At 56.2% G+C, this 12,509-nt stretch carries 10 protein-coding genes and 1 pseudogene; 4 read left to right on the plus strand and 7 right to left on the minus strand.

The window, feature by feature from the left end; all coding sequences use genetic code 11:
- Nucleotides 1-56: 56 nt before the first annotated feature.
- The 3 genes and pseudogenes from RRF55_RS23155 to RRF55_RS23165 form a co-directional block, all read left to right on the plus strand.
- Nucleotides 57-164: pseudogene (locus RRF55_RS23155) on the plus strand (ABC transporter six-transmembrane domain-containing protein); the annotation flags it as partial.
- 37 nt (nucleotides 165-201) lie between these two features.
- Nucleotides 202-3,318 carry a multidrug efflux RND transporter permease subunit KexD gene (gene kexD / locus RRF55_RS23160; protein WP_004151177.1) on the plus strand — a complete coding sequence of 1,039 codons (3,117 nt, stop codon included), beginning with the start codon at nucleotides 202-204 and terminating at the stop codon, nucleotides 3,316-3,318.
- Between the two features lie 75 nt (nucleotides 3,319-3,393).
- A complete protein-coding gene (locus RRF55_RS23165) occupies nucleotides 3,394-3,930 on the plus strand; it encodes a GNAT family N-acetyltransferase (protein WP_004189572.1) in 537 nt (178 codons plus the stop codon).
- A 128-nt stretch (nucleotides 3,931-4,058) separates the two neighbouring features.
- Here RRF55_RS23165 and RRF55_RS23170 read toward each other — a convergent pair whose 3' ends face one another.
- The 4 genes from RRF55_RS23170 to budA all read right to left on the minus strand — a co-directional run bounded on the left by RRF55_RS23170 (nucleotide 4,059) and on the right by budA (nucleotide 8,354).
- Nucleotides 4,059-4,700: a hypothetical protein gene (locus tag RRF55_RS23170; protein ID WP_004200175.1), complete on the minus strand. Its 642-nt coding sequence runs from the start codon at nucleotides 4,698-4,700 to the stop codon at nucleotides 4,059-4,061.
- 391 nt (nucleotides 4,701-5,091) lie between these two features.
- Nucleotides 5,092-5,862, minus strand: a complete 771-nt coding sequence (locus tag RRF55_RS23175) for a (S)-acetoin forming diacetyl reductase (RefSeq protein WP_004151179.1) — start codon at nucleotides 5,860-5,862, stop codon at nucleotides 5,092-5,094.
- 23 nt (nucleotides 5,863-5,885) lie between these two features.
- Nucleotides 5,886-7,565 (minus strand): acetolactate synthase AlsS, encoded by a 1,680-nt coding sequence (gene alsS / locus RRF55_RS23180; RefSeq protein ID WP_004175750.1) that lies wholly within the window; start codon nucleotides 7,563-7,565, stop codon nucleotides 5,886-5,888.
- A gap of 9 nt (nucleotides 7,566-7,574) precedes the next feature.
- Nucleotides 7,575-8,354, minus strand: a complete 780-nt coding sequence (budA, locus tag RRF55_RS23185) for an acetolactate decarboxylase (protein ID WP_002908205.1) — start codon at nucleotides 8,352-8,354, stop codon at nucleotides 7,575-7,577.
- A gap of 106 nt (nucleotides 8,355-8,460) precedes the next feature.
- Between budA and RRF55_RS23190 the strand changes: the two genes are divergently transcribed.
- Entirely contained in the window at nucleotides 8,461-9,333 is an 873-nt protein-coding gene (locus tag RRF55_RS23190; RefSeq protein ID WP_004145376.1) for a LysR family transcriptional regulator, read from the plus strand.
- A gap of 19 nt (nucleotides 9,334-9,352) precedes the next feature.
- On the opposite strand, the gene RRF55_RS23195 is transcribed toward RRF55_RS23190, so the two are convergent.
- From RRF55_RS23195 to RRF55_RS23205, 3 genes are read right to left on the minus strand one after another with little or no spacing between them, the layout of a single operon-like run.
- Complete coding sequence (locus RRF55_RS23195) at nucleotides 9,353-10,123, minus strand: 3-hydroxybutyrate dehydrogenase (RefSeq protein ID WP_020316855.1); 771 nt, start codon at nucleotides 10,121-10,123, stop codon at nucleotides 9,353-9,355.
- Between the two features lie 23 nt (nucleotides 10,124-10,146).
- Entirely contained in the window at nucleotides 10,147-11,541 is a 1,395-nt protein-coding gene (locus tag RRF55_RS23200) for a GntP family permease (RefSeq protein WP_014907456.1), read from the minus strand.
- A gap of 44 nt (nucleotides 11,542-11,585) precedes the next feature.
- The gene (locus RRF55_RS23205; RefSeq protein WP_048331915.1) at nucleotides 11,586-12,509 is read right to left on the minus strand and encodes a 3-hydroxyacyl-CoA dehydrogenase family protein; all 924 of its coding nucleotides are present in this window, start codon (nucleotides 12,507-12,509) and stop codon (nucleotides 11,586-11,588) included.

The following is a 12,509-nucleotide window of genomic DNA, read 5'->3' on the forward strand; positions in this document are numbered from 1 at the left end:
GATGCGTGATCTGATCCTTCAACTCAGCAAAAGTTCGATTTATTCAACAAAGCCCAAGCCTTGATGACGCACCACAACTTCTTGAGAAATTTTCCCAGCTCAGGGATATCGGTAAACGGGTTTCGACTGACGATGAGACCTCTTTATCAGGAAAACCATGCTGAACTTTTACCCTTTGTATGTTGACTGGAAGTACACCTGATGCCGCACTTTTTCATTGAGCGCCCCATCTTCGCATGGGTTATTGCCCTGTTTATTGTTCTGACGGGACTGTTGTCCATACCTCGTTTACCGGTTGCGCAATACCCTGAAGTTGCGCCACCCGGTATTATCATTTCAGTGAGTTACCCTGGAGCTAGCCCGGAAGTGATGAACACATCCGTCGTGTCTCTGATCGAGCGTGAAATTTCGAGTGTTGACAATTTACTCTATTTTGAATCTTCCAGTGACACGACAGGGATGGCGTCAATTACGGTAACTTTCAAACCCGGCACCGACATCAAACTCGCCCAGATGGATCTGCAAAACCAAATTAAAATTGTGGAATCCCGCCTGCCGCAGTCGGTAAGACAGAATGGGATAAATGTTGAGGCAGCTAATTCCGGTTTTTTAATGATGGTGGGGTTAAAATCGCCAAGCGGAGCCTATCAGGAAGCTGACTTAAGCGATTATTTTGCAAGGAATGTTACTGATGAACTCCGTCGCGTACCTGGTGTAGGTAAAGTCCAGCTTTTTGGCGGAGAAAAGGCACTCCGCATATGGCTGGACCCGATGAAATTACACAGCTATGGGCTCTCTGTTACGGATGTATTAAGCGCCATCAGTCAACAAAACGTGATTGTTTCACCGGGCAGAACCGGAGATGAACCCGCGACGAGCAGTCAAGAGGTGACCTATCCAATAACGGTAAAAGGGCAGCTCTCTTCGGTTGAAGAATTTCGCAATATCACGATTAAATCACAGGTCTCAGCCGCCCGGGTGACACTGGCAGACGTTGCCCGCGTGGAATCCGGGTTGCAAAGTTACGCATTTGGCATCCGTGAAAATGGCGTGCCTGCAACGGCTGCCGCCATTCAGTTGTCTCCTGGCGCAAATGCGATTAGTACTGCGTCGGGTATCCGCGCGCGGTTAACAGAACTGTCCGGTGTGCTTCCCGAGGGAATGACATTCACCGTGCCTTTCGATACGGCTCCATTTGTAAAGCTATCGATATTGAAGGTAGTTGAGACATTTGTTGAAGCCATGGTTCTGGTCTTTTTCGTGATGCTGCTTTTCCTTCACAAGATACGCTGTACGCTTATTCCTGCGATTGTGGCACCCGTGGCGCTGCTCGGCACATTTACCGTAATGCTATTAAGCGGTTATTCCATCAATATTTTAACCATGTTTGGAATGATACTGGCCATCGGGATTATTGTTGACGATGCTATTGTTGTGGTGGAGAACGTCGAACGACTGATGGAAGACAAAAAAATGTCTCCACAGGATGCAACGCGAGAAGCGATGCGTGAAATTACGCCGGCAATCATTGGTATTACGCTGGTGCTCACTGCGGTGTTTATACCAATGGCCTTTGCCAGCGGTTCTGTGGGTATTATTTATCGACAGTTCAGCATTTCGATGGCGATATCCATTTTACTGTCGGCATTCCTGGCGCTGACGTTAACGCCTGCGCTTTGTGCAACCCTGCTCAAACCACATGGTATTCATCAGGGTAAAAGCAGCGTATTTTCAGCGTGGTTTAACGCTCACTTTCATCGCCTGACTTCGTTTTACGCCACTGGTCTGGGATTTGTACTGAAGCGTACTGGCCGTATGATGATGATTTACGCTGCATTATGTTTGGCATTGTTTGCCGGGCTGTCCACCTTACCATCATCATTTTTACCCGATGAAGATCAGGGTTATTTTATGTCCTCAATCCAGCTTCCTTCTGATGCCACGATGCAGCGGACGCTTAAGGTCGTCGATACATTTGAAGAGGAGATCGCCCATCGGCAGGCGGTAGAAAGTAACATTATGATTCTGGGATTTGGTTTTTCAGGGTCAGGCCAAAATTCGGCCATGGCATTCACCACCCTCAAGGACTGGAGACAACGCAAAGGAACCACGGCACAGGAAGAAGCTGACCATATTCGGTCCCAAATGGCAAACGTGCCGGACGCCGTAACAATGAGTCTGCTGCCTCCGGCTATTTCTGATATGGGAACCTCATCCGGGTTCACTTATTATTTACAGGACAGAGGGGGGAAAGGCTATCAGGCACTCAAAAAGGCGGCCGATGAGCTTATTGTACAGGCAAATCATAATCCTCACCTTGCCGATGTCTATATTGATGGACTTGGTGAGGGAACAAGCCTTTCCCTGCATGTCGACAGGGAAAAAGCGGAAGCCATGGGGGTTTCGTTTGATGAAATAAATCAAACCATTTCCGTTGCAGCAGGTTCCAATTATGTTAATGACTATACCAATAATGGTCGGGTTCAGCAGGTTATCGTCCAGGCGGATGCGCCATACCGGATGCAGCCTGAACAACTTTTGGCTTTGTCTGTTAAAAACCGTCTGGGGCAGATGCTTCCATTATCCACTTTTGTGACGCTTTCGTGGAATGTTGCACCGCAGCAACTGATACGCTATCAGGGATATCCTGCCATACGCATAACCGGGAGTTCCGCACAGGGAAAATCGTCAGGTACCGCAATGGCGGCAATGGACAATCTGGCTAAGCACTTACCACCGGGGTTCGCCGGTGAGTGGGCGGGAAGTTCGTTACAGGAAAAAGAGTCTGCATCACAGCTTCCGGGTCTTATTGTGCTCTCGGTACTGGTGGTATTCATGGTGCTGGCTGCTCTTTACGAAAGCTGGTCCATTCCCTTCGCGGTCATGCTCGTTGTTCCTCTGGGGCTGCTCGGCGCTGTGCTGGCCGTATCCGTTACAAATATGACGAATGACGTCTTTTTCAAAGTGGGTCTGATAACCCTGATTGGACTTTCCGCCAAGAATGCGATTCTGATTATCGAGTTCGCGAGACAATTGATGAAAGAAGGAAAGAGCCTTATTGACGCGACATTGACGGCTGCAAAGCTACGCTTACGGCCAATTCTGATGACTTCTCTGGCTTTCACATTAGGTGTTGTTCCGCTGATGCTTGCCAGTGGAGCCAGCGACAGCACGCAGCATGCGATTGGTACCGGTGTATTCGGCGGGATGATTAGCGGAACGCTACTGGCCATTTTCTTTGTTCCGGTATTTTTCGTGACGATCACACGATTTACAGGCATGCGAAAATACAGACTGGGGAATAGCCGGAACGGCTAATCTCTGCCCTGTGTTCCGGCCAGTTTAAAGCAGACTTCTTGCTGAACTGGCTGGCATTACATTATCAAGGACATTATGACCATCATTACCACTCAAAGATTAATCATTCGCCATTTTAAGGAAGAGGATGCGGCAGCTCTTTTCGATTACCTCTCTTCACCACGTACTCCTTGCTTTAAGGATGAAAAGTTACATTCACTCGCTGAGGCAGAGGTCGACGTGGCTAAACGAGCCTCTGACCCAACACAGTTTGCCGTTTGTCTAAAAGAAACCGATACGTTAATCGGACATCTTTTTGCGGACAATAGCAACGAACCAGACAACAATACCTGGTCAGTAGGCTGGCATTTTAATCAACGTTTTGAACATCAGGGATATGCAAGCGAGTCAGTTGCTGCACTGTTTGATTATTTATTTAAAGTAAAAGGCGCCAGACGTTTGTATGCCTGGGTGGAAGATTATAATTACTCCTCTCAAAAACTATGCGAGCGACTACTTATGCGACGTGAAGGATGTTTTAAAGAATTTGTCTCCTTTGAAAACGAGGAGGGTAAGGCAAGGTATGACGACACATACATCTATGCGTTACTGCATAAAGAATGGACGAAGTAGAGGACGAAGAAAAATGTCCGCTCCTCGCTCATGGCGGACCTTTGGCTCAGTTAACAGTTCGCGCCGTGCCAGAAGCGGATCTCGCTTACTGCCAGGTATCAGTATTTACGGGAAGCAGATCAGCCAGGCTAGGGATATCTATTATTGAGTATTGAACTGAAATCGTATGTCTTGGATTTAAAATCGTTTGCGGGTGGGATATAGGCATTGAGCTTTTTACTGATGCTTGATACTCTCAGAGCACAAGCAGCGACCCAACACCATACTATAAAAGCCACAATAACGACGTATAGAGATTTCAAAATCTCTATACCATCACTCTGTGAAGAACCTCTGTATATCTCAGCACCGATATATAATAGCAACGATATTAACACAAAAGGTATTATCCACTTATGGAATTTATGAGGGTATATATTCCCGTTAGTAATTGTGTACATGCCCTGATAACGCAAGACTGCCTTCAAGGACGGAATTAATGACTGTGCATAATCGGAACTCAAGCATATGATTTTATAAGATAAATGCCAATCTCTATGCAGTCCGAACGACTGTAGGCGGAACTGCTGTTCCGCCTTTGCTAACGGATCGGAGATGGGTACAGAAGAGGTTCTAAGCCATTCGACTGCTTTTATCTGCTCGGAGGATGAGCGTGAAAAAAAGTCTCTGCGATGAAACTGAATATACTTTTTTGTAATCGCTCCAATGATAGTAAGAATGACTGCGGAAACCACTTGGTTACTAAATAGGTCCTTTATTACCGATATCATAGCTTTTCTCCTGCTTATCTAATTTCTAAAAGAGATAATATTTTATTTTTTAAAAGCTAAAGAATTTGGTTCCTCAATTTTATAGCAACTACTGTTCCTTTCAAAAGATCTCAGTCTAAAGAATACTACTTTCTCCGGCAGCAACTCCATTACCTGTGGTTTAACACGTAGCATAAAGTCATCAATGGAGCTATCCCGTTCCCGAACTTCCGCTCCTCGCTCAAATCAGACCTTCATCCCAGTCAGATTGCCCACGTCGTGCCAGAAGCGCAAGTAGGAGCGCCAGAAGCCCGCAAATATTGATGCTTCGTTTCCCCGGGATGCTTACACTTACAAACCAAAAAAAGCCCCTGCGCGAAAGCAGGGGCAAGCCATGTCAGAGCTTTTTTTATTAGTTAAACACCATCCCGCCGTCGATCAGCAATGACTGACCGGTCATATAATCAGAATCCGGGCTGGCAAGATAGGAGACGCAGGCGGCGACATCTTCCGGCTCGGACAGGCGGCCGAGGGTGATGCGTTTGGCGAACTCGGCGGTACCGTAACCCAGCGGTTTACCGGCGGCTTCGGACACCTGGCGGTCAATTTCGGCCCACATTGGCGTTTTGACAATCCCCGGGCAGTAGCCGTTGACTGTGATGCCCAGCGGCGCGAGGTCGCGAGCGGCGGTCTGGGTTAAGCCGCGTACGGCGAATTTACTCGAGCTATATACCGCCAGCTCCGGGTTGCCGACGTGGCCGGCCTGGGAACAGGCGTTGATGATTTTCCCGCCGTGACCCTCTTTCTTAAAGGCCTCGACCGCCGCCTGGATGCCCCAGATCACCCCTTTGACGTTGATATTATAGACTTTGTCGACAATCTCCGGGGTAATGGACTCGATCGGCGTGGACGGCGCCACGCCGGCGTTGTTGACGATGACGTCGAAGCCGCCCAGCGTTTTGCGCGCCTGTTCGACGGCGGCAAACACCTGATCGCGGTCGGAGACATCCACTTTCACCGCCATGGCGCGGCCGCCGGCCTGGTTGATTTCGGAGGCGACCGCTTTGGCGGTGGCGTCGTTATAATCGGCAATGGCCACGGCAAATCCATCCTTCACCAGACGAAGGGCGATAGCTTTACCAATCCCCTGGCCGGCGCCGGTAACAAGTGCGACTTTTTTCATTTTCCTTTCCTTATTGTGATGACTTACAGAATCTGACTCAGATGCAGCTGGCCCATCAGCAGCGGGTTATCGCGATAATCCACCGGGATGGCCACTACCGCCGGGCCGTCGACGTCCATCGCCGCGCGCAGGGTCGGCTCCAGCGCCTCGGCGCTTTCCACGGCAAACCCTTTCGCGCCGAAGGATTCGGCATAGGCTTTAAAATCCATCGGCCCAAACTCGACGCCGGACAGGCGCTGGTATTTTTTCTCTTCCTGGATAGCGACCATGTTGTAGCCGTTATCGACCCAGATAAGATGCAGCACGTTGGCTTTCAGGCGGACGGCGGTCTCCAACTCCATGCTCGACTGCAGGAAGCCGCCGTCGCCGGAGACGGAGACCACTTTGCGCTCAGGATTGACCAGCCAGGCGCCGATGGCCCAGGGCAGGGCGACGCCCATGGTCTGCTGGCCGTTGGAGATCATCACCTGGCGGGCGCGGAAGCTGTACAGGTAGCGGGCAATCCAGATATGGAAGCTGCCCATGTCCACGGTCAACGTGACGTCGCTGTTGACGATGTCCTGCATGGCGCGAACGATGCGCAGGGGATGCAGGGCAAACTGGTTGAGCTGCGCGCCGCGGCGGTCCAGCAGCTCGCGCTGGTGCTGGCGGTCGCGGAGGATCTCCGCCGCCTGCGGGGAGAGCACCAGCCGATGATCGATATTTTGCGCCAGCTTGTTGAGAGTGCCGGCGATATCGCCCACCAGCTCGACATCCGGGGTGTAGTTGCGCTCTTCATAGGCGGGCAGCACGTCGATGTGCACCAGCGTCGCGTTGCCGCTGTTCCACATCGCCGGTTCGTATTCCACCGGGCTGTAGCCGATGCAGATCACCAGGTCGGCGAGCTGCAGCAGACGGTCCCCGGCCTGGTTGTTAAACAGCCCAACCCGGCCGGCGAAGCGAGAGAAGTTATCCTGATTCACCGCTCCGGCGGCCTGATAGGTGCTGGTGACTGGAATATGGCTGGTCTCCAGCAAACGGCGCAGCGCCTTGCTGTTTTCCGGCTGGCTGGCCATCAGGCCGAGCAGGAAGATCGGGTTCTTCGCCTGGGCGATAAGCTTCGCCACCTGGTCGATGGCATCATCCGGCGCGGCGCCCATCTGCGGGGCCCCGCTGGCCGGCAGCACTTTGCCGCTGACCGGGCCATCGACCACATCCTGCGGCAGGCTAACGAACGCGCTGCCCGGCCGGCCCTGCTCGGCGGCGCGGAAGGCGTTGGAGACCACTTCCGCCAGCGCATCCGGCGCCGTCACCTCGACGGCGTATTTGGTTACCGGGCTGAACATCGCCACCGTATCCATACTCTGATGGACCTGTTTGGCTTTATCGGCGCGTTTTACCGCGCCGCCCAGGGCCACCACCGGGTCGCCTTCGCTGTTCGCGGTGGCCATGCCGGTGATCAGGTTAGAACAACCCGGACCGGAGGTGACCAGCGCCACGCCCGCTTTGCCGGTAATACGTCCGACGGCGGCGGCCATAAATGCGGCGTTGGCTTCGTGGCGTACCGGAATAATGCGAATGGAGGAATCCAGCAGTGAATCGAAGACCTTGTCGATTTTAGCGCCGGGGATGCCGAACACCTGGCGTACCCCCTGAGCTTCCAGCTGACTGACGACGAGATCGGCGCCGTGCGCCCACTGGCGTACCGGATACTGTTTGTCCATGTGACCCCCTTAACTTTCTACGGAACGGATGGCGGCATCGAGATTATCGGGATGCAGATTAGCCTGCAGGAACGCGCTGTCGGCGGGCAGGTCGATCATCAGCTTGTGAATTTCGCCGAAGGTCAGCACCCCGTGGTCGAGCTGGTAATCCAGCAGGTGACCGCCGCCTTTGCGGTCATCGGTAATAAAATGCTCGTGATACCCGGCGACGTTGATCCCCTGCATATGCTGCGGGGTCCGGAAGCCGACCAGCACCCCTTCGCGCTGGTTAAAGCGGAACACCGGCTGATCGTCGAGGACGTCGGTCATCGCCCGGTACGGCGGTGTCTGGCGCGGCACGGTGCGGGTATGGGCATGGCGGAAATGGCCGTCGATGCGCAGGGCGCAGAACAGGTTGTCAGAGGGGATTTGCTGGTCGATCACCTCGTGCAGTTGCTGGCGGCTCACCGGATGGTCAAAGGTTTTCCGGTACTGCGGCTGGAACCAGGTCATCACCGCGAACGGCGTTTTCTGCTCCGGCTGGGCTTTGCGCGCGCTGCCGTCGGCGCGCAGCTGATAGACCTGACTGCTGAAGGCGATCAGCTCCCCGTCCAGCTCATTAAAGGTGCCGAGGCCGAAATCGCCGTGTTTCAGCAGGTCGGCGATGGTGGTGCTGCCTTCGTAAACCCCGCTCAGCAGGGCGCTCATGAGCGATGTCTGATAGAGCACGCTCTCGGGATGCTGCGCGGAAAACGCCCGCAGGGTTTCGCATAGACTCTCTTCGCAGGTGCATTCAGCAGAATGATTCATATACCACTTCCTCGTTCAACAAATATAAGAAAGGTTAAATAAATGTTGACCCGATTCAGCTCACAGTTCCAATATAGAAACCATGCTGGTTTGAGACGTTTTCGATATGGAACTTCGTTATCTTCGCTATTTTGTCGCCGTCGCCAGGACGCGGCACTTCACCCAGGCCGCCAAGGAGCTGGGTATTTCACAGCCTCCGTTAAGTCAGCAAATTCAGCGGCTTGAGCGCGAAGTGGGGACCCCGCTGTTCCGGCGTTTAACCCGCGGGGTGGAGCTGACGGAAGCGGGAGAGTCTTTCTATGAGGATGCCCGCCAGATCCTCGCCATGAGCGATGCGGCGCTGGAGAAGGCCAAGGGCATTGCGCGCGGGATGAACGGCAGCCTGTCGCTAGGCATTACCAGTTCTGATGCTTTCCATCCGCAAATCTTCACGCTGCTGCACCGTTTTCAGCTCGACCACCCCGGGGTGACCCTGCACCAGATGGAAGACAATATGGCCAATCTGATGACCGCCCTGAGCGAGGCCGAGCTGGATATCGCCTTCGTCCGCCTGCCGTGCGAGAGCAGTAAAGCCTTTAATCTGCGGATTATTGATGAGGAGCCGATGGTTATCGCGCTGCCGCGCGATAATCCGCTGGCGACGCAGCCGACCCTTGCCCTGGAGCAGCTGCGCGACGTGGCGCCGATCCTCTTCCCGCGGGAGGTGGCCCCCGGGCTGTATGAGCTGGTGTATAACAGTTGCCTGCGCGCCGGGATCGATATGGAGCGCGCCTGGCAGTCGTCGCAAATTTCATCGTCGCTGAGCATGGTCAATGCAGGCTTCGGCTTCGCGCTGGTTCCGCAGTCGATGACCTGCATCCAGCAGCCGAACGTCAGCTATCACCCGCTTAGCGGGGCGCCGCTGAAGACCGATATCGCCATCGCCTGGCGGCGCTTCGAGCGCTCGCGTACGGTGAAACGCTTTCTGGCGATGTTCTGATCTTCGCGGCGCCAGCGGCTTACTGCGCCACCCAGCCGCCATCCATGTTCCATGCGGCGCCGCGCACCTGGGCGGCGGCGTCGCTGCACAGAAACAGCGCCATTTCGCCCAGCTGTTGCGGGGTGACAAACTCCCCGGAGGGCTGTTTTTCCGCCAGCAGCTGGGCGCTGGCCTGCTCCGGGTCGACCCCCTCGGCGATGCGCTTATCGATCTGCTGCTGCACCAGCGGGGTTAGCACCCAGCCCGGGCAGATGGCGTTGCAGGTGATGCCGCTGCGCGCGGTTTCCAGGGCCACGGTTTTGGTCAGCCCGACCACCGCGTGCTTGGCGGCGACGTAGGCCGATTTCTCTTTCGACGCCACCAGGCCATGCACTGAGGCAATATTGATGATGCGCCCCCAGTTGCGCTGGCGCATACCCGGCAGCGCCAGGCGGGTGGTGTGGAAGACGCTGGAGAGATTGATGGCGAGAATATCGTTCCATTTGTCCACCGGGAACTGTTCCACCGGGGCCACGTGCTGGATGCCGGCGTTATTGATCACGATATCGACGCCGCCGAAGGTGCTTTCGGCATAGTGCATCATCGCCTCGATCTGCCCGACGTCGCGCAGGTCGGCGTCGTGATAGCCGGGGATCTTGCCCAGCGCGGCGATTTCAGCCCGGGCGTGGCTGCTGTCGCCGAAGCCATTGAGCACCAGCTGGGCGCCTGCCTGCGCCAGCACTTTGGCGATCCCTAAACCGATGCCGCTGGTGGAGCCGGTGACCAGCGCCGTTTTACCGTGTAAGTTCATTTTATTACTCCTTCAATCTGGTATCAGACAATGCCGGTCACATAGAACGTGGCAATGACAAACAGTACCGCGAGGCTTTTGATCACCGTGATGGCGAAAATGCCGCCGTAGGCCTGGCGATGGCTCAGGCCAGTGATCGCCAGCAGGGTGATCACCGCCCCGTTGTGCGGCAGGGTGTCCATGCCGCCGCTGGCCATGGCGGCGACGCGGTGCAGGACCTCGAGCGGAATATTGGCGGCGTGGGCGGCGGCGACAAAGGTCTCGGACATCGCCGCCAGGGCGATGCTCATCCCCCCGGAGGCCGAGCCGGTGATCCCGGCCAGCACCGTGACGCTGATCGCCTCGTTTAACAGCGGATTGGGAATGGCCGCGAGGGCTTTTGACAGCACAAGGAAACCCGGCAGGGCGGCGATAACCGCGCCGAAGCCATACTCAGAGGCGGTGTTCATCGCCGCGAGAATAGCCCCGCCCACCGCCGTCCGGCTTCCCTCCGCCAGCCGGCCGCGGATATTGCGATAGCCGCAAACCAGCACCAGCACAATGCCGGAGAGCAGCGCCGCCTGCACCGCCCAGATGGCGGTGATTTTTCCCACTTCGGTGACGACAGGCTTCGCCAGGCCCGGCAGGGTGAGCTCATGGCTGGCGCCGTACCACTGCGGGATCCAGTGGGTGAACAGCAGATTCAGCACCCCCACTAACAGCAACGGGGCGATAGCGATTAGCGGATGCGGCAGATCGATGTCATCCGGGGTCTCCGGCTCATTTTGCAGGTCGGTCCCATAGCCTTCGCCGCGGGCCTGCGCTTTGCGGCGCTGACGCTCCAGCCACAGCAAACCGAAGATGATAATGAACAGCGAGCCGATAAGCCCCAGCCAGGGGGCCGCCCAGGCGTTGGTGCCGAAGAAACTGGTGGGAATAATATTCTGGATCTGCGGCGTGCCGGGCAGGGCGTCCATGGTAAACGAGAATGCCCCGAGGGCGACGGTGGCGGGGATCAGCCGTTTGGGGATCCCGCTCTGGCGAAATAGTTCGGCGGCGAAAGGGTAGACGGCAAAGGCCACCACAAACAGCGACACCCCGCCGTAAGTCAGCAGGGCGCACACCAGCACGATCACCGGGATCGCGTGGCGGCGCCCAAGGATGCGGATGGCGGCGGCGACAATCGAACGAGAGAATCCCGACAGCTCAATCAGCTTGCCGAATACCGCGCCCAGCAGAAACACCGGGAAATAGAGCTTCACAAAGCCGACCATTTTTTCCATAAACAGGCCGGTAAAGGCCGGGCCGACCGCGCCCGGGTCGGTGAGCAGCACCGCGCCGAGGGCGGCGATCGGCGCAAAGAGGATCACGCTGTATCCACGGTAGGCTGCCAGCATCAGTAACGCCAGCGCGGCCAGGGCTATTATCACACTCATCACGACGTCTCACTCTCATTGTTATTGTAGGGGTACAGAACGCGATACTAGGGTTTCAGGGCGAAGCGCAGCTGGTGTTCCCGGCGCGACTGGATGCGCTGGTGCCGGGCCTCGTCCCAGCGGTAAAAGCCTTGCCCGCTGCGGGCGCCGGTGTCGCCTCGCGCCACTTTCTCCGCCACCAGCGACATCATCTCCGTGCCGCTGGCCAGCTCCGGCAGCAGGTGCTGGCAGATATCCTGGACCGTCGCCAGGCCGGTCATGTCCGCAGCCTCCAGCGGGCCGACCATCGCATAGCGGCGGCCCAGCGAGGCGCGCATCACCTGGTCCACCACCTCCGGGGAAGCGATGCCGCTGTGGACGATATGCAGTGCTTCGCGCAGCAGGGCGAACTGCAGCCGGTTGCCGACAAAGCCCGGCGCGGCGCGGTTGAGCACCACTGCCTCCAGCGCGCAGGCGGCGCAAAAGTCGCTCACCTGGCGTGCCAGATGAGGCAGCGTGGCGCTCCCGGGCACCACTTCCACCAGCGGGATCAGGTGCGGCGGATGCCAGAAATGGGCGATCAGCAACCGTTCAGGGTGGCGCATGCCCTGCGCCAGCCGATCCGGCGGCAGGCCGCTGGTGTTGCTGGCGATAATCGCCTCGTCGGCGATCAGCGTTTCCAGCTCGGCGTACAGGGCGTGCTTCAGCGCCAGCCGTTCGGGGATCGCTTCAATCAGCAGCGTGGCATCGGCCAGGGCATTCAGCGTCGGGGTGGGGGTCAGACGGGCCAGCACCGCGTCGCGGTCGGCGGGATCCTGTTGACCGCTGGCCTCCAGCTCGCACAGGATGGCGCTGGCCACTGCCGGAACCTCGGCGAGACGCTGCGGATCGGTGTCATACAGGCGGACGGCGTGACCGTGGCGGGCGAAATGGCAGGCGATACCGACGCCCATCAGTCCCGCGCCAAGTACCGCCAGGCGTGGTGTAAACAT

The sequence above is a fragment of the Klebsiella sp. K47 genome (assembly GCF_051858335.1).
In the GTDB taxonomy this organism is placed as follows: Bacteria; Pseudomonadota; Gammaproteobacteria; order Enterobacterales; family Enterobacteriaceae; genus Klebsiella; species Klebsiella pneumoniae.